The organism is Alteromonas sp. ABH4_452 (assembly GCF_056311825.1).
Genome location: NZ_CM149973.1, coordinates 179,065 through 196,190 on the forward strand (window position 1 = coordinate 179,065; position 17,126 = coordinate 196,190).

The window sequence follows — 17,126 nt, forward strand, 5'->3', positions numbered from 1 at the left end:
ATGTAAAAAATGAAAAATTTCTTCCCACTCTAGCGTACTTACTCGTTACTTGTCTTCCTTATGGAATAGTTTTTCTACCATAACGTAAAACATGGGAACGAAAAATATGGCTAAGAAGGTCGCAGCAAACATACCGCCCATTACTGCAATACCAATAGCATTTTGGCTTGCCGCTCCTGCACCACTGGCAAGTGCTAGAGGCGTAACCCCTAAAATAAATGCCATAGACGTCATCAATATTGGGCGGAAGCGCTGAGCAGCCGCATTAGATACAGCAGTCATCAGGTCTTCACCTTTTTCGTACTGCTCTTTAGCAAACTCTACGATAAGAATGGCGTTTTTCGCCGCTAAGCCTACCGTCGTTAAAAACGCTACCTGCAGATAAACGTCATTAGGTAAATTAAAGATAAAGGCTGCGGTAACCGAGCCCAATATTCCTAATGGCACCACTAGCATTACTGCAAACGGTACCGACCAGCTTTCGTATAGTGCAGCTAAGCAAAGGAATACGACTAAAATTGAAAGCGCATAAAGCATAGGCGCCTGAGAGCCAGCCTCTTGTTCTTCATAAGATAAGCCTGACCATTCAATGGCAAAACCAGCCGGCAACTGCTCAACCAGCTTTTGCATTTCAGCCATAGCTTCACCTGAAGAAATGCCTGGTGCTGCACTACCTTGTATGTTTACCGACGATATACCGTTAAAGCGTTCTAACTTGGGCGAGCCATATACCCACTCGGTTGTTGAGAAGGTGCTGAAAGCCACCATTTCTCCATCGCTGTTGCGCACGAACCATTTCTCAAGGTCTTCCGGCGTCATACGATGAGGAAGGTCCGCTTGCATGTACACCCGCTTAATTCGCCCTTTATCAATAAAGTCGTTCACATAGCTTGAACCCCAGGCAATTTGTAGCGCACTGTTAATATCACTGAGATTTAAGCCAAGCGCAGACGCCTTTTCACTATCAATATTGATTTTGAATTGGGGCACATCGCTTAAACCGTTAGGACGAACACCCGCCAGTTTCGGGTTTTGTGCCGCCATACCTAACAGCTGATTACGGGCATTCATAAGGGCTTCGTGGCCGTTCCCACCGCGGTCCACCAGCTGCATATCAAAGCCTGTTGCGTTACCTAATTCCATAATAGGTGGTGGCACAATAGGAAATGCTGAAGCATCTTGAATCTGGCCAAATGCGCCAAAAGCTCGGTTCATTACAGCAAAGGCCGAGTTACTCTCGTCACGTACACTCCAGTCGTTGAAGTTTAAGAATGCCATACCGGCATTTTGCGCTTGTCCTGCAAAGCTAAAGCCCACTACCGCAAACATACCGTTAACCGCTTCGCTCTCTTCCTCAAGAATGTAGTCTTCCACTTGCTTAATGGATTCGAGCGTACGACCTGCCGTAGCGCCTGGTGGCGTGCTTACCAACACCATCATTCGACCTTGGTCTTCATCTGGAAGGAAGGCACCAGGAAGCTGACTGAAGATAAACACCATTCCGCCCACAAGTAAGCCGTATACAACGAAGTAACGCTTAAAACGCTTCGCCATGTGGTTGGTTGTTTTCTGATAGCGGTCGCGCCCTTTGTTAAACGTGCGGTTAAACCACCCAAAGAAACCTTTATTTTTATCGTGATCCTCAGAATGCTGCTTCAATAACGTGGCGCATAAAGAAGGCGAGAGCACGATAGCCACCAGTACAGAGAACGCCATCGCTGAAACAATAGTTACTGAAAACTGACGATAAATAGCCCCGGCTGAACCGCTAAAGAACGCCATCGGGATAAATACCGTTGATAATACCGCGGCAATGCCCACAAGAGCGCCAGTGATCTGCGACATAGACTTCTTCGTCGCTTCAGCAGGCGGTAAGCCTTCTTCTTCCATAATACGCTCAACGTTTTCTACAACAACGATAGCGTCATCAACAAGAAGACCGATAGCCAGCACCATGGCAAACATGGTCAATACGTTGATACTAAAACCAAAGGCCAATAGCACCGAGAAAGTCCCGAGTAGTACAACAGGTACGGCAATGGTGGGAATAAGCGTAGCGCGCCAGTTTTGAAGAAATAGCAGCATTACTAAGAATACCAACACAACCGCTTCGATAAGTGTATGTACTACTGACTCTATAGACAGCTCGATGAAAGGCGAACTGTCTACGGGGTAAACCACTTTCACCGTATCAGGTAGATTTGAGCGTAGCTCTTCAACGCGAGCTTTCACTGCTTTGATAGTGTCTAGCGCGTTTGCGCCAGAAGCAAGGCTTATCGCCATACCAGACGCGGGTTTACGGTCATAGCGAACAATAACATCGTAACTTTGCGCACCCAGCTCTACTCGGGCCACATCACGGACACGCACCTGAGAACCGTCTGTGTTCACACGTAGCACGATATTTTCAAAATCTTCAACGGTTTGAAGGCGACTTTGTGCCTGAATAGTGGCGTTAATTTGCTGATTTTCGATAGCAGGTAACCCGCCCAACTGACCTGCTGAGACATCGGTATTTTGTACCTGAACTGCGGCCTGTACGTCATTTGGCGTTAGGTTGAAGCTGTACAGTTTATCTGGGTCTAGCCAAATGCGCATAGAGCGCTGCGCACCGAACACCCTTACGTTACCTACACCGTTTACTCGGGAAATAGGGTCTTGAAAGTTAGAGACGAGCATGTCACTCAGGTCATACTGCGTTATCGAATCGTCTTCAGAATAGAAGCCTACGGCTAATGCAAATGCACTATTTGCCTTGGTAACGGTAACCCCTTGCTGCTGAACCTGCGTTGGCAGTAAAGGTAACGCGCCCTGCACCTTATTCTGAGTCTGGACCTGGGCAATATCAGGGTCGGCACCTGGCTCAAACGTCAGGGTTATTGACATGCTGCTGTTAGAGCTACTTGCCGAAAAATAACGGAGATTATCGATACCCGTTAAGCTTTGCTCAATGACCTGCGTTACCGAGTTTTCAACGGTTTCTGCAGAAGCACCAGGATACGTTGCCGAGATAGTAACCGACGGTGGTGCTACCTTAGGGTATTGTTCAATGGGGAGTGAGGTTATCGCCAACACACCCGCCATCATTGTGATAATTGCCAGCACCCATGCAAACACGGGCCTGTCTATGAAAAAACGAGCCATATTACTTAAATCCCTTGTTTGCTATCGTGAGCCACGTGATGACGGTTGCCATTCAGACGGGTTAACTTTCGCCCCAGGCTTTACCTTCTGGTAGCCAGTTACAATGACTTTTTCGCCTTCGCTCACGCCATTTATTACAACGTACTGGTCGCGGTAGACCTTGCCGATTTCTAAGGTTCGGCCTTCTACCTCATTGTTCTGGTTCACTACGTAAACCGAAAGCGAACCGTCTGGCTGGCGAGTCGTCGCACGTTGAGGAACCAAAAGCGCATTTTCACGACCAGTAATAACATGGCCCTTTACAAATAAGCCGGGAAGCAACACACCATCAGGGTTTGGCATTTCGGCGCGAAGGGTAACTGAGCCCGTAGATTCATCCACGGTCACTTCAGAAAACTTCACACTACCTGTTTGTTCGTAGCGCTTGCCCGTGACTTCATCTACTGTTAGTTCAACATCCATTGAGCCTTGCTTACGCATAGACTGGCGTAGCGTGATGATAGACGCACCAGACTCCTGCATATCAATATAAACAGGGTCTAATTGAGTAATAGTGGCTAGCTGTTGTGCCTGGTTGGTAGTAACCAACGTGCCTTCGGTGACATATGAACGGCTAATTCGACCGCTTATAGGCGCGTATACCTTGGTGTAGCCCATGTTTACCTTTGCCACATCAACTGCCGCTTCGGCTACGCTGATAGCGGCTTGCGCTTGGTCTTTTTGCGCAATTACGTCGTCGTACTCCTGCTTACTTACTGCATTTTGTGCAACAAGGTCGTCGTAACGTCGCGCCTTAGCTTCCAAGGTCTTTAAATTTGCTTGAACGCTTTTCAGATCCGCTTTGGCACTGTTTAATTGGGCCAGGTAACGCGCTTCATCTATTTGATATAGCTGTTGCCCTTTTTCCACATATGCGCCTTCTTCAAACAAGCGCTCAGTGATAACACCATCCACCTGAGGGCGCACTTGCGATTGGCGCGATGGACTTATCCGCCCAGGCAGCACCATTTCATGTACTACAGGTTGCTGTTTCAGCGTAACTACCGACACCGATGGTGCAGGCATACCTTGCTGAGCACCTTGCTGTGCTTGCTCGCCTTCATTCGAACACCCAATAACACCTAATAGTGTTATTAGTGCTGCAGTAACATAAAAAATGCGACTCATAAATTTTCTATTTCCCAATAACTTTCACATAGAACGCGATTTGCGTTCTATACGGATAAATTAAACGTAAGTTTTGCTTCCAATGCGCCGATTCATCCTGCTCCTATAACTTGGACGTGAGGATAATCGAAAAAGACGTGGCATAGTTAAGCGATCATTGATACGAATCTACGCTCTTATAGGTCATATTGTGCGCATTTATCACATACAAGAAAAGTCAATGAAGCTGAAGTTACCGATGTTGTCGGTCAATTACCGAAGCCTGTATACATTATGCGAATAATACGAAGTTAAAGGCTCAGGCACGTTCTATTTAAACGAATAATAACGGGTAAGAATTTGATAGGCGTGTATGACCGCTTGAGCATCTTGCTGTGTTCCACCTTTATCAGGGTGTGCTGATTGCAGCGAGCGTTTGTAGACACGTTTTAACTGCAGCAGCGTGATAGGCTCGTTCAGGGAAAGACCAAGCAAAGCATGCGCTTTTTCAATATCACCTTGCGTATAGCTAACAGTATCTCCCTTCAACATTCTTTCCCAAAACGCGTTTAGTAGGTTATCGACCTTATCGCGATCAGCCTCTTCAAAATTCTCCCAATTTAGATAATACGCAGCAAGTGGGTCAGGGTTTTCCAGCGTCGTCACACCTAAACCATCATTGCTTTGCGTCAAATGACGCTCGTTAAACAGGTTTAACTTTATGCCAAGTGCGTGAATCTCTAACACACCTTCGTTCTGTTCTATCCAATACTGCCTCAACTGGTACAGTGCATGAAACAGAATAAAGTGCGTTTTAAAAAGCATGAGCGGGTCACGCAAAGCATCTTCATCGAAAAGCTGATAAGGCGGCTTTTTTAAATTTTCAATAAGCGCATATTCAGTAATGCCATTGATAAACTGGCTTTTTTGCGTCGATAAAATATCAACGAGGAGTTCAGCTTGCATTGCGTACGTGTGGCTGGTTTCTGGTTGTGTATACAAACTTGGTACCTATAAATTAACTTCGATAGAAGATTAGATCAGTGTACAAATATGTTACACGCGGGCCTAGTCGAATTTTTCTTTGTCGAAAGTAAACCAAATTACCGCTTTCGCTGTTAAAGTAGGTTGGTCAAACTAAAAAGAATAACTTTGGAGTTCCCTTGAAAGCACTCATTGCCCTTACCAGTATTGTTGGTTTTTTGATGGTGGTGTTACCCGGACCACTATATCAGTATGCTGGTGTCAGTTTAGGCACCGCATTTACGTCACTACGCTTTGGTGTATACGTAGGTGGTGCAGCGTTAATACTCATTATTTTACAAGTATTGATTAATCGTAAGAACGTAAGTTGGGGTAGTACGTTTGTATGTGCTGTTCTTGCTTTAGTAGCCGTTGGCATGCCCGTTAGCATGATGAGTAAAGCTAGCGCCGTACCGCCAATTCACGATATCACCACTGATGTTACAAACCCGCCTGAATTTGTTGCCATTGCACCGCTTAGAGAAGGTGCGCCAAATTCTATTGCCTATGAAGGCGGTGATGTGACGAAGCAACAGCTTGAAGCATACCCTGAAATTAAAACTCAGCTGCTTCCTCAACCTATAAACGAAGTTTATATGGCTGCTGAAAAAGCCATAGAAGCTCTGGGTTGGGAACGCGTAAATGAGGGCGCACTGCCAAACACACTAGAAGCCACAGATACAACGGCGTGGTTTGGGTTTAAGGACGATGTGGTTATTCGCTTAACAGTTAAAAGCGACGATACCCTTGTTGATATTCGCAGTAAGTCGCGCGTAGGTAAAAGTGACTTAGGCAAAAATGCTGAACGCATCGAAACCTTTATGGCCGAGTTAAGAAATCAACTGGGTTATCACTAAACCAACCTGAAAAGCTCAGCAGATATATAAGAGCCCGACAGTGAATCACTGTCGGGCTTTTTATTTTTATCAAACGGGCTAAACACAGCCATTAAAAACAGAGCTCGGTTTTGTAGTACTAGTGCGCGAGTTTGAGTACCACAACGCCGGCCACAATAAGCGCCACGCCAAAGTAACGCGCTAAGGACGACGGGTCGCCGTAAAACATTACGCCTACTAAAAACGTGCCCGCGGCACCTATCCCCGTCCATACAGCATACGCTGTACCTATGGGTATTTGCTTTTGTGCCATCCAAAGGCAAAAACCACTGGCAGCCATGAAACCTATGGCTAGCAGAATTCCCATAACACGGGTTTCTGCTTCTTGCGACATCTTAAGTCCTACGGGCCACCCAATTTCCAGTAAGCCCGCAACAATCAAATAAATCCAGCTCACTTATGTATCCTTAAAATTACTTGTTTTGGCTTATCGGTAGAATATACCTGCACGGCTATAGGATGATATTCAGTGCATCTTAGCATGTTGCTATTCAGCGTTTTTCTTACTAAAGGCTAGCCAACTGAATGCTGACCATACCTAATACTGCTGCGTTTAAACGATTGAACCAGCGCCAAAAGTTAGGACGCTGCATGTGGTGGGCAAAGCGCGCTGTCAGCGTACTTAAACCAATAAACCACACAATAGATGCCCCAATCGCACCACCCACAAACCACCATTTATTCTCCTGCCACTGGCTCGCCAGATTACCCATTAGCAGCAATGTATCTAAATAAAAGTGTGGATTTAGCCAAGTTACTGCTAACGCAATAAGTAGCGCTTTTTTAAACGACAGCTGCTTTTGTGCCATTTCTAATACAAGGGCATCATTAGCCAGCGAAGACTTTATTTTGTTAAACGCAATCCACAACAAAAAGGCTACGCCAGCCCACTTGGTTACCGTAACTAGCATTGGGTACTCTTGCAGCAATAAGCCAAAGCCCATGGCACCCAAACTAATAGAAATGGCATCGCTTAGAATAAATAGTAAGACAAATAGTGTGGTCCACTGTTTTTTCATGGACTGCTCAATCAGAAAGCTGTTTTGCGCACCTACTGCGATAATAAGGGTGCCGCCCATTACAAAACCACTCGTTGCTGCCGCTAACATGCCAAATGCCTCTTAAAATAATAAATTGAAAGTACGGTTCTATTGCTCGGTCTTTCGCTGCTTGGCTTTATGGTGCCTAACGTTAGGTGTAGCCGGCCAAACAAGAATTTGAAGTGGCGCTATTTTATACAGCTTGCGATACTTAATTAAATTAATGATACTTGTATTTAATTAGCAAAATTAATAGCTTTAACTTTCCTTTCACAGGTTCTATAAAATGCTCGATTACGATGCGCTTCGATGCTTTCATGAAGTACTGCGCTATGGTGGCTTTGAAAAAGGTGCTCAAGCGTTAAACCTTACGCAGTCTGCGGTGTCGCAAAAAATTAAACGTCTTGAACAAAGCGTGGGCGGCCCTGTTATGGTGCGAACAAAGCCCCTTCGTGCTACACCGTTAGGGCAAGAATTGCTAGCGCATATACAAAAAGTGAGTGTGCTAGAAGAAGCGCTGAATATACAGAGTGGTTTAGAAGCCTCGGCGGTACCTATCAGCGTGGCGGTGAATAACGACGTGCTTGCCACTTGGTTTTCGCAAGTTATGGCAGTATTTAGCGGTAAGCGGGCCAATCCTGTTCACATTGTTAACGCAGATCAAACACAAACTCGAGATATTCTTCAGCAAGGCCGCGTTATGGCGTGTATTAGTCAAACAGGTACACCGGTTACTGGCGGGCAATCGGTAAGATTGGGCACCATGCGCTATCAGCTTTATGCGTCACCACGGTTTGTTGAGCGATATCTTCACAAGGGCATAACGCCTGAAAACGTGATGAATACGCCAGGCCTTTTATATGATGAATACGATGTTACGTTACTTACTGACTATCAAAGGGAATGTTTAAATATTTCGCCTACTTTTACCACGTGTCACTGGTATCCCTCATCTCACGGATTTGTAAAAATGGCGCTGGACGGCGTGGTGTGGGCCCTACTCCCGACTCTTCAGGTGGCACAAGAAGTGAAAGAAGGCGAGCTTATTGCGCTTTTCCCAGACAAGGCGCTAGCGGTTCCTCTTTTTTGGCACTATGCAACGCTCGAGTCGGCTGCGCTTGCCGACCTTACTAAAGCTGTTAAGCAAGTCGCGAAGGCACAATTAAGATAACGCCACATCAAGAGCTAGTAGCATACTCGGCGTTCTTACGCTTTTCTTTGACGCTATACATCAATTTGTCGGCTTTGTTTAACAAGCTCGGCAAGTCTTTGTAGCGTTCTTTTGTGATGTAAGCGCCTACACTCGCCGTGGTGTTTATCACCACGTTTTCTGTTCTGATATCACGCTCGGATAAGCTTTCCTCAATGCGGGCGGCCAATCGCTCAGACTGACCTTCACTATAGCAGTGACTTAACACCACAAACTCATCGCCCCCTAAGCGCCCTACCGCGTCTTGCTCGCGACAGCGACTCATTAAAATTTTTGCAACCACCTGCAAGACCTTATCTCCTGCGTTATGTCCGTATTGGTCATTAATCTCTTTAAATTTATCAATATCAATGAAAAGAAGTGTTAAGTAGCCACCCTCTTTGTTGAAGTTATTCAGCAGCGACTGCGCCACACCTTCCCAACCGCTGCGGTTTAACACATTACATAATGAGTCTGTGGATGCGCGTTTAAATGCACTAAGCCTGTCGTCATTAAGCTTCTTCACTTTTCTTGACGTTGCTATGGCGAAAATAAAGGCTTCGATAGTTAAGCCTATAATTAAACCATACCGGTACATAAATGGTGAAAAATCCACGAAAACGAGGCGAAATAGCATAGAAAATACCATTAACGCAATTCCCAACAGTACTAAATTCGCGCAATGTACCTTGCGATAAGCGGCATAGACACAACTTGTTAGTGTACATGGCATCGCTATCAACGTGATAAGACTAAGCATTTGGTTTACTTTTGTTAAGTATACGTCAGGAAGAACAAGTTGGACGATAGAAACAGCTAGTGCCGCACAAGCCATTCCTAGAATAAATTGGCGCTGCCACGCCTTTAACAACGCCTTAAAATCTAACAACAAATCTAGGAACTTAAACGAAGCAAACATTGAGATACCTACAAGCAATAAGTGCAATTGCATGCTCGCTAGCTGCACCACCTGAGGAAAGACAATACTTAAAAGCCCTTCTTGTACTAAGAAGAATGCACCTGCGCTAAAAACGTAAAAACTGTAAGAATAAAAGCCATAGTTTCTCATGCTAGTTCCCAGCATGCCTACGTATAAGGTAAGCGCCAAACAAAAGCCAACAAATAAGCTCATTGTGAGGGTGTGAATAGAAGCAAACTTATGAAAATCACCAAGGGGCGTCACTTTAAACGACACGCGGCGTTCCACCTGTGCGTTAACATCCAGATAAAAGCGATTGCTTGAGCTGTCGATTATGTATGCTTCAAAGGCACTAGGTAGCCTTTCAACTTTGCGCATTTTGCTATCGTATAGCTGGTTGTAATTAATATAATTACGCGGAAAATACAGAACATGCTGCGCATCGACATTACAGCTTAGCGCAAGTCGCTGATCACCCGCTTTAAGAAGAAAGGTTGTTGAAGTGGGTGCATCAATTTCGTTTTCGAAGTTGCATTTAGCAAGCGAGTGGGCACTTGCTGCACATAAAAAAAGCCCGATAAATAAGCGAATAAAATTACGTGACACACGCCATGTCATAGATTTGCTTCCTACTGGTACCGCAGCCAAATCCATGTAGCAAAAATATCCCTGTACGGCTATTACACTAAGATAAGTTATGCTCGGTTATATTTAGGTATAAAAACCAACACATATTAAGCTTAGTTTATAAATTTAAGTTCGCTCGAAAAATTTTACTTTTATTTAACGCCGTTCAATGGCTGGTATTGCAAAATAAGCATCTAAGTCTGTTTCTTTTAATGCTTCGAGTTTGCGCTTTCTCTGTGCCCTTTCGTTAATGGTTTCTCCAAATACTTCCATGTGCAAATCGGCTATAAGGGCCTTACCTTCTTCTTTGCTGATTAAGCCCATTACTTCACCGGCGTGCATGAATCCTTGCACTCGATACTTTTCTGCCTCTACTTTTTTCCCCTCTTTACTTGCCTTGTAAAGGCTTACCAATTGCGCTTTACAGGCGTCTAAAAATAGTTGTTTTTCAGTCTCGTTTTGCATTTTCGCATCCCTTTTATTTGCTCGTATACCTTAGCGGTAAATCACAAATATAGATAGCAGCCAAGAAAAGGGGCCTTACGTTCATTCCTATGCCCTAACAATGACTACAACTAAAGTTCATTGGTGAAAATGAGGTATACCTCCTACGCTTAGCTAAGTGCTAGAGGTTTAATCTTCTAGGAAGTCACAAGTAAAAAAGCGAGCTCCTTTATGCGAATACCAACACTTCTAGGTATGGCCACTTTCTTGGTATTTACCCCCGCTGCTGAAGCTAAAGAGGCAGCACATGGAAATGCTCATCATTGGCAAACGTCCCCTCACCACTTGTCTGCTCTTGTGGGCACTACCTACACAAAAGAGTGTGGCAATGCATTTACCTTGGGCATCGATTACGAATATAGGCTTAGCGACTTTTTAGGGGTGGGTTTTGTTGCTGAATACGCGTTTGAAGATTTAGATGCCTACACTTATTTACTCGTCGCCGACCTTCACATCACCAACAATTTTATCGCTCAAATAGGCCCTGGCGTTGAGTTCCACGGCAGCCATAAAATGGAGGTGGCCCGAGTGGGCTTTTTGTATGAGTTTGAAATGTCGGGCTTTACCGTGTCGCCCCAGCTTCATTATGACTATCACCGAAACCACAAAAGCGCCGTTGTTGCTGGGTTAGCAATTGGTATGTCGTTCTAAACCACCTGCCCTGCTGCCCATCCGCTGCTCCATGCCCACTGGAAGTTAAAGCCGCCGAGCCAGCCGGTAACGTCGACCACTTCGCCTATGAAGTAAAGGCCTTCAACATTTTTTGCCATCATAGTTTTTGATGAAAGTTCGTTGGTGTCTACGCCACCTATGGTGACTTCCGCTGTTCGATAGCCTTCTGTGCCGTTTGGCTTTATTTGCCAATTTTCTAGCGTATCAGCAATAGCGTCGCACTCGCTATGAGTAAGCTGTTTTACCGGTACATTGCGCCAGTTATGATATTCGATAAAGCTTTGCACCATGCGTTTGGGGAATACTTTATTTAAGCAGGTAGCAAGCAGTGCATCTGGCGTTTCGGTGCGAGCAGTTTGTATAAGTGCAGCGGCATCGTCATTGGGCAGCGTATTAATGCTTAAGCTGTCACCTGCCTCCCAATAACTTGAAATTTGCAGCATAGCAGGGCCGCTCAAACCACGGTGGGTAAAGAGCATTGCCTCTTTAAACGTGGTGTCGTTACAGCTGGCGTACACGTCAACGGCTATACCGCTAAGTTCTGCCAGAGTCTCTTTGTCTTTATCGTGTAATGTAAAGGGCACGAGAGCCGCGCGTGTGGGTAATACGTTCATGCCGAATTGTTCGGCAATTTTGTAACCAAATGGCGTCGCCCCCAGCTTTGGCATACTTAAACCACCGGTTGCGATTACTAAAGACTCACAGCTATATTCGCCATTGGAAGTTGTTAGTAAGTACCCACTCTCAACTTTTTCTACGCTTGTGATTTCACAGCGGATAGTAATGGTAACGCCTGCTTTATTGCATTCGTTAAGCAACAAATCGACGATCTCTTTGGCGCTATCATCACAAAACAATTGGCCTAAGGTTTTTTCGTGATAGGCAATACCATGCTCGGCAACCAAGCCAATAAAGTCCCATTGGGTATAGCGACTTAGTGCCGACTTACAAAAGTGAGGGTTTTGCGATAAGAAATTGGCAGGTTCAGCATACATGTTGGTGAAATTACAACGACCACCACCTGACATAAGGATCTTACGGCCAACTTTTTTGGCATGATCGAGTACTTCTACGCTGCGACCTCGCGCGCCTGCCTGTGCCGCGCAGAAAAGCCCTGCTGCACCTGCTCCAATAACAATAACATCGCGCTTAATCACCCTGTATTCACCTTACATCAAGCTAAAAATACTTACGCACGTTCAAGCGTAGGTTGAGAGTTCGGGATTATACGTAATAAGCCTTGCTGCACAACGCAAAGCCCAATCTTACTGTAAATTTAATCTAGTTCTTTAGTAGAAAATTATGGGTTTTAATACTTTTTAACAATACTAAAGAAATTTTAATTCCTCTATAAATACGCTCCAAGATTGAGGTGCAACTCAATTTTAACGAACAAACGAACAAATCAAGCAGTAACTACTTCACAAATTACAGAGGATTGTATCCATGGAAGAGTTCTTAGCATCACTCGATATTAATGAGTATCTGCCTGCAGCATTAGCTTGGGCCACCAATATACTTCTAGCCCTAGCCATTCTAATTATTGGTCTTTGGGTAGCAAGCAAGGTGTATAACGCTATTGTCGCCATTGCGAATAGCCACCCTCAACTTGATGACACCCTTTTTAAGTTCTTTGGTAGTGTAGCGCGCTACACCATTCTTGCATTTGTGGGTATAGCAGTACTTAATCGCTTTGGCGTTCAAACAGCGTCTATTATTGCCCTCTTAGGTGCCGCAGGTTTGGCGATAGGCTTAGCACTTCAAGGCACACTATCTAACTTGGCTGCAGGTGTCATGCTACTTATCTTCCGCCCTTATAAAGTGAATGACTTTGTCGATGCTGCGGGTAAGTTCGGTAAAGTAACCGAAATAGACTTATTCACTACTATTTTGCAAACCTTCGATAATCAGCAAATTATCATTCCGAATAGCCAAATTTGGGGCGAGCAAATTGTAAACCACTCTCATCATGAAATTCGCGGTGTAGACATGACCTTTGGTATTGCCTACAACGAAAACATTGATGCCGCTCGTGCCGTTATCGATAAAGTGTTGGCAGACCACCCGAACGTACTTAAAGACCCAGCACCATTTGTTGAAGTGTCTACTCTTAACGATAGCTCAGTAGACTTTATTGTGCGTCCATTCTGTCACGGTGAACACTACTTCGACATACTATTCTCAGTGCCAGAACAGGTGAAGAAAGCGCTAGATGAAGCGAATATCGAGATTCCGTTCCCGCACCGCAAAGTGATTGTGGTAAACGAAAACGCATAGTGCGTAGGTAAAAAATAACGTCCTAGTAAGCAAAAGGGCAGCCGATTGGCTGCCCTTTTTATGTTCTGGTTTTAGTCAGTTATGAACCGACTTATGCTTTATCTTTTTTAGGAAACACGGCCAAGGGGTGCGTAGTAATTAACTGAACGAACGCTCGAGTATTTGGCTTAATGGCATTTTCGTGACTTACGCGCACTTTCAGTTCATCGCCGCTGTCTAGCATAACTGCATAAAGTCTGCTTTCGCCCTCATAGCGCACCCACTCTACCGTACAATTAGTTTCGCTGTGAGCTGCATCTAAACTTAAATCGTCAGGGCGTACGAGCAAATCTATATTGCCGTTAGCACCTTGAAGCGGCGTTCCTGGCACGTTTCCAATTTCAGTAACTACTGTCTTGTCTGTATTTGCAGCGCTACCGTCAAAGGTTGCACTTAAGAAACTTGCCTCACCCATAAAACGCGCCACAAAGCGGCTGGCTGGCGAAGAGTAGCAGGCTTCAGGTGTGTCTAGTTGCTCCAACACGCCTTTGTTTAATATGCCCACTCTATCGCCAACACTTAACGCTTCTTCCTGATCGTGGGTTACCCAAATTGCAGGCACGCCCGCCTTTTTAAGCGCATCGCGAATTTCCCAACGCAAGCTGTCTTTTAGTGCTGCATCTAGGTTTGAAAGGGGTTCGTCTAGCAGGACAAAAGAAGGTTCGTGCGCAAGGGTTCTTGCTAGCGCAACGCGCTGCTTTTGCCCACCGGAAAGACGTGCAGGTTTAGCATCGCGGAAATTATCTAGGCCTAATAATTTAAGCCAATGGTCGGCAAGCTTAGTGTCTTTTAATCGAAAGCATACGTTTTGCTGAACAGTAAGATGGGGAAACAGCGCGAAGTCTTGGAACACCATGCCCACGTTACGCTTTTCAGGCGGCACGTGTTTATTTGCTGTACTCTCCCAATTACCTAGGCTCATTGCGCCTTCTGAAATAGGGATAAGCCCTGCCAATGCTTGCAAAATAGTGGTTTTACCGCAGCCAGTTGGCCCCACCAACATCAGGATTTCGTCTTGCGCAAGCTCAAGATTTAACTTGTCGACAACGCGGGTAGACCCATAATTCACTGACAAATTACTTACACTAAGCATTACGAACGATCATCCTCGGTAACGGTAAACTGGGCTTTTCTTTCGCCCGACAGCATGAGAATTAATCCCACACCAGATAATAAAACAAGTAGAAGGCCAGGTACGGCAGCACGTCCAAAGTAACCCGCCTCGTAAACACGCCACATGTAAGTGGCTAAGGTTTCAAAACCTGTAGGCCCCAACATCAGCGTGGCAGGCAGCTCACGCATGGCTTCTAAAAATACTAAAGCAGCCCCTGCAATCATACCACGAAGGGTAAGCGGCAGCGTAACCCGTATAAAGGCTTCCCTTGGGCTAGCACCAAGTACGCGGGCAGCTTTAACCAACCCCGAATCTATATTCTCGGCGGTACTTCTTACGCTTCCCACCGCTAGAGGGATAAAACGCAGTACATAGGCCATAACCAATAAACTTAAGGTTTGATAAAGCGCTGGCAAGTACTTAAGGCCCACGTAAACCAGTGCCGTTCCCATAACAATGCCTGGAACACCAAAGCCAAAATAGGTAATGCGCTCCATAAATCGGCCCGCTTTACCCGCAATAGCCGCGTGAGCAACGGGGATAGCAAGCAACACGGCCACAATCGCCGCGATAAAAGAGGCATGGGCTGAATTCCATGCATAGCTTAATTCAAAGCCGCCTGTGCCCTCTCGCACTAACCACAAGGTGAAGATAGCTAGAGGAAGTACAATAGCCATAAAGACAACAGGCATGGTCGCAAGCAACATGAGGTTGCGCTGCCAGCGCGCAGGAAATAAGGATAAGTGCTTTCCTGGGCGTTCTTGCGCCCCACCTATACGGCTTTCTATAAACAGAATAAGCCCAACAATCACCATAAGCTGCAGACTTAGCATAGCCGCCTGGCTCAAACCAAAAGCGTTATATTCAACAAAGATAACGCGGGTAAAGGTGTCGAAGCCCATTATTGCGGGTGTGCCAAAATCAGATAACGCGTAAAGCGCAGCAAGAAGTGCCCCCGCAGCAACGCTGTTTACTACGCGCGGTAGCACCACACGCCATAAGCTAGCACCTAACGACAGACCTAGCGTACGCGCCGCGTTAACTAAGCTTGCATCTAAACTCAACAGGCTCGAGCGTGTTGTCATCATTACAAAGGGATAGGTGTATAGGCTCATGACCAACGCCGAGCCCCACAAGCCGCTAATAGGGGGTGTGCTAATTCCTAGAACGTTTTCAATCTCTCCGCCAATACCAAATGAGAAGTACATGGCGAATGCGCCAATATAGCTAGGCAACGCCAGTGGCGCAGCAAGTAGAATTAGCCAGAAGCGCTTGAACGGCATTTGCACATAGGCGGTTAAAAAGGCAAGGGGTACACCAATAAGCACCGAACCAATGATGGTAAGTACTACCAATGAAATAGTATTGCCTAGTACACGAAGGTTATGGGTATCGAAAAGCTGGGCACTATCTTGAGCTAAAGAAAACAAAACGCCGACGGGCAATAAAGCCATCAGCGCAATAAGTAGTGCCAGTGGATACGACTTTGGCCAGTTTGTCACAGTACGCCAACTTCCCTCATAAGGTTAAGTGTTGGGCGTAAATCAGCCAGTTTACGAAGATCCATTTCAGGTGGCGAAAGCGTGCTTAAATCCGCCAAGCCTTGTGGTGGTTCAACCCCTTGAACCAAAGGTATTTCATATGCCTCGCGAGCAAGGTAAGACTGTACTTCGTGCGACAGCAGATACCGGATAAAGTTAACCGGTAAGTCACCGTCGCTTAATGCCACAATGCCAGACGCATTAACCAAGCAACCTGCATCGCCTTTGCTGTAAGCAAGGGCCACATTTGCGTTTGGTTTACCCGATTTAAGGCGAAGAGTGTAGTAGTGATTGGCAAAGCCAATATCTACTTCGCCACGTTCAACGCCCATCACTACACCGAGTTCGCCAGCATACTTTTTTGCGTGCTTATTAATGCCTTTAAGCCATGATTTAGTGGCTTTATCGCCTTCCAAAATACGCATGGCGGTGACGAAAGACTGAAATGATGAATAAGCCGGCGCCCAGCCAATTTTTAAATCGCTATCGGCTAACGCCATTACGCTTTCTGGGATTTGTTCGGGCTTAACGCGCTCTGTGTTATACGGCAGTGTACGCACACGCCCAGTTACCGGTGACCAGCTAGGGTACTGAAAATCTTCGCGAAGCTGCGAACGCAAGTCATCAGGCAACGGCTTTGCAGCGCCTGCGTCAGTCACCACACCAATTGACCCTGTATCGACGGCCCAAAACAAATCAGCGCGTTTAACGCCCGCTTGTGTTTCAGCAACAATGGTATTTGCCAGTGCTGCTGAGCCGCCGCGTCTAACTTTTAGGTTCAGCTTCGGGTTGCGCTTTTCAATGGCTTTTAGAACATTTTCGTACAGACCGCCTTCACCACGCCCTAAATAAAGGGTGAGATCACCTTCTAATTTAGGCAAAGACTCTACTGACACACTGCCAGTTTGGGTCATAGCGTGGGCAAAACTAAACGGCAAGCCAGTTAATGCACCGGCTGCAGCTAAGCCTTGTAAGAATGTTCTACGTTGCATACC

The 17,126-nt window shown here is 45.8% G+C and carries 15 protein-coding genes; 4 read left to right on the forward strand and 11 right to left on the reverse strand.

Translation table 11 applies throughout. The annotated features are described in order from the left end of the window. Positions 1 to 45 precede the first annotated feature (45 nt). The 3 genes from ACYX4N_RS00745 to ACYX4N_RS00755 all read right to left on the reverse strand — a co-directional run bounded on the left by ACYX4N_RS00745 (position 46) and on the right by ACYX4N_RS00755 (position 5,292). Positions 46 to 3,144, reverse strand: a complete 3,099-nt coding sequence (locus tag ACYX4N_RS00745) for an efflux RND transporter permease subunit (RefSeq protein WP_476055282.1) — start codon at positions 3,142 to 3,144, stop codon at positions 46 to 48. A gap of 21 nt (positions 3,145 to 3,165) precedes the next feature. Continuing rightward, positions 3,166 to 4,311, reverse strand: a complete 1,146-nt coding sequence (locus ACYX4N_RS00750) for an efflux RND transporter periplasmic adaptor subunit (RefSeq protein WP_474802939.1) — start codon at positions 4,309 to 4,311, stop codon at positions 3,166 to 3,168. A gap of 309 nt (positions 4,312 to 4,620) precedes the next feature. Continuing rightward, positions 4,621 to 5,292 (reverse strand): DNA-J related domain-containing protein, encoded by a 672-nt coding sequence (locus tag ACYX4N_RS00755; RefSeq protein ID WP_476055283.1) that lies wholly within the window; start codon positions 5,290 to 5,292, stop codon positions 4,621 to 4,623. A 161-nt stretch (positions 5,293 to 5,453) separates the two neighbouring features. Here ACYX4N_RS00755 and ACYX4N_RS00760 point away from each other — a divergent pair, with 161 nt between their 5' ends. After that, the gene (locus ACYX4N_RS00760; RefSeq protein ID WP_476055284.1) at positions 5,454 to 6,170 is read left to right on the forward strand and encodes a DUF1499 domain-containing protein; all 717 of its coding nucleotides are present in this window, start codon (positions 5,454 to 5,456) and stop codon (positions 6,168 to 6,170) included. Positions 6,171 to 6,288: 118 nt separating this feature from the next. Here the strand turns inward: ACYX4N_RS00760 and ACYX4N_RS00765 are convergent, their stop codons facing one another. Both ACYX4N_RS00765 and ACYX4N_RS00770 read right to left on the reverse strand, forming a co-directional pair. Then, positions 6,289 to 6,606 carry a DMT family transporter gene (locus ACYX4N_RS00765; protein ID WP_334058715.1) on the reverse strand — a complete coding sequence of 106 codons (318 nt, stop codon included), beginning with the start codon at positions 6,604 to 6,606 and terminating at the stop codon, positions 6,289 to 6,291. Between the two features lie 109 nt (positions 6,607 to 6,715). Then, on the reverse strand, positions 6,716 to 7,318 hold the full coding sequence (locus ACYX4N_RS00770) for a LysE/ArgO family amino acid transporter (protein WP_179981984.1): 603 nt from the start codon (positions 7,316 to 7,318) through the stop codon (positions 6,716 to 6,718). Positions 7,319 to 7,535: 217 nt separating this feature from the next. Here ACYX4N_RS00770 and ACYX4N_RS00775 point away from each other — a divergent pair, with 217 nt between their 5' ends. Continuing rightward, positions 7,536 to 8,420, forward strand: a complete 885-nt coding sequence (locus tag ACYX4N_RS00775; protein WP_476055285.1) for an ArgP/LysG family DNA-binding transcriptional regulator — start codon at positions 7,536 to 7,538, stop codon at positions 8,418 to 8,420. Positions 8,421 to 8,427: 7 nt separating this feature from the next. Here ACYX4N_RS00775 and ACYX4N_RS00780 read toward each other — a convergent pair whose 3' ends face one another. Together ACYX4N_RS00780 and ACYX4N_RS00785 are read right to left on the reverse strand one after the other, a co-directional pair. Continuing rightward, the gene (locus tag ACYX4N_RS00780) at positions 8,428 to 10,011 is read right to left on the reverse strand and encodes a GGDEF domain-containing protein (RefSeq protein ID WP_476055286.1); all 1,584 of its coding nucleotides are present in this window, start codon (positions 10,009 to 10,011) and stop codon (positions 8,428 to 8,430) included. Between the two features lie 129 nt (positions 10,012 to 10,140). Beyond that, on the reverse strand, positions 10,141 to 10,449 hold the full coding sequence (locus ACYX4N_RS00785) for a hypothetical protein (RefSeq protein WP_476055287.1): 309 nt from the start codon (positions 10,447 to 10,449) through the stop codon (positions 10,141 to 10,143). Positions 10,450 to 10,659: 210 nt separating this feature from the next. Here ACYX4N_RS00785 and ACYX4N_RS00790 point away from each other — a divergent pair, with 210 nt between their 5' ends. Continuing rightward, positions 10,660 to 11,139 (forward strand): hypothetical protein, encoded by a 480-nt coding sequence (locus tag ACYX4N_RS00790; RefSeq protein WP_476055288.1) that lies wholly within the window; start codon positions 10,660 to 10,662, stop codon positions 11,137 to 11,139. Here the strand turns inward: ACYX4N_RS00790 and ACYX4N_RS00795 are convergent. Next, positions 11,136 to 12,317: a BaiN/RdsA family NAD(P)/FAD-dependent oxidoreductase gene (locus ACYX4N_RS00795; protein WP_476055289.1), complete on the reverse strand. Its 1,182-nt coding sequence runs from the start codon at positions 12,315 to 12,317 to the stop codon at positions 11,136 to 11,138. The two genes, ACYX4N_RS00790 and ACYX4N_RS00795, sit on opposite strands and share 4 nt — an antisense overlap. Before the next feature lie 289 nt (positions 12,318 to 12,606). Between ACYX4N_RS00795 and ACYX4N_RS00800 the strand changes: the two genes are divergently transcribed. Next, positions 12,607 to 13,437 (forward strand): mechanosensitive ion channel family protein, encoded by an 831-nt coding sequence (locus ACYX4N_RS00800; protein ID WP_476055290.1) that lies wholly within the window; start codon positions 12,607 to 12,609, stop codon positions 13,435 to 13,437. A 91-nt stretch (positions 13,438 to 13,528) separates the two neighbouring features. Here the strand turns inward: ACYX4N_RS00800 and ACYX4N_RS00805 are convergent, their stop codons facing one another. The 3 genes from ACYX4N_RS00805 to ACYX4N_RS00815 are packed head-to-tail and all read right to left on the reverse strand — an operon-like array spanning position 13,529 to position 17,123. Further along, on the reverse strand, positions 13,529 to 14,569 hold the full coding sequence (locus ACYX4N_RS00805) for an ABC transporter ATP-binding protein (protein WP_476055291.1): 1,041 nt from the start codon (positions 14,567 to 14,569) through the stop codon (positions 13,529 to 13,531). Beyond that, on the reverse strand, positions 14,569 to 16,092 hold the full coding sequence (locus ACYX4N_RS00810) for an ABC transporter permease (RefSeq protein WP_474802961.1): 1,524 nt from the start codon (positions 16,090 to 16,092) through the stop codon (positions 14,569 to 14,571). Before ACYX4N_RS00810 ends, ACYX4N_RS00805 begins: the two co-directional genes overlap by 1 nt. Continuing rightward, positions 16,089 to 17,123: an extracellular solute-binding protein gene (locus tag ACYX4N_RS00815; RefSeq protein WP_476055292.1), complete on the reverse strand. Its 1,035-nt coding sequence runs from the start codon at positions 17,121 to 17,123 to the stop codon at positions 16,089 to 16,091. The genes ACYX4N_RS00810 and ACYX4N_RS00815 overlap by 4 nt, the downstream gene beginning before the upstream one ends. Between the last annotated feature and the right edge of the window lie 3 nt (positions 17,124 to 17,126).

Coding starts and splice junctions, on each gene's coding strand:
- ACYX4N_RS00745 (WP_476055282.1), bottom strand. CDS start 3,144: ATGGCTCGTTTTTTCATAGACAGGCCCGTGTTTGCATGGGTGCTGGCA.
- ACYX4N_RS00750 (WP_474802939.1), bottom strand. CDS start 4,311: ATGAGTCGCATTTTTTATGTTACTGCAGCACTAATAACACTATTAGGT.
- ACYX4N_RS00770 (WP_179981984.1), bottom strand. CDS start 7,318: ATGTTAGCGGCAGCAACGAGTGGTTTTGTAATGGGCGGCACCCTTATT.
- ACYX4N_RS00775 (WP_476055285.1), top strand. CDS start 7,536: ATGCTCGATTACGATGCGCTTCGATGCTTTCATGAAGTACTGCGCTAT.
- ACYX4N_RS00780 (WP_476055286.1), bottom strand. CDS start 10,011: ATGGATTTGGCTGCGGTACCAGTAGGAAGCAAATCTATGACATGGCGT.
- ACYX4N_RS00785 (WP_476055287.1), bottom strand. CDS start 10,449: ATGCAAAACGAGACTGAAAAACAACTATTTTTAGACGCCTGTAAAGCG.
- ACYX4N_RS00790 (WP_476055288.1), top strand. CDS start 10,660: ATGCGAATACCAACACTTCTAGGTATGGCCACTTTCTTGGTATTTACC.
- ACYX4N_RS00800 (WP_476055290.1), top strand. CDS start 12,607: ATGGAAGAGTTCTTAGCATCACTCGATATTAATGAGTATCTGCCTGCA.
- ACYX4N_RS00805 (WP_476055291.1), bottom strand. CDS start 14,569: ATGCTTAGTGTAAGTAATTTGTCAGTGAATTATGGGTCTACCCGCGTT.
- ACYX4N_RS00815 (WP_476055292.1), bottom strand. CDS start 17,123: ATGCAACGTAGAACATTCTTACAAGGCTTAGCTGCAGCCGGTGCATTA.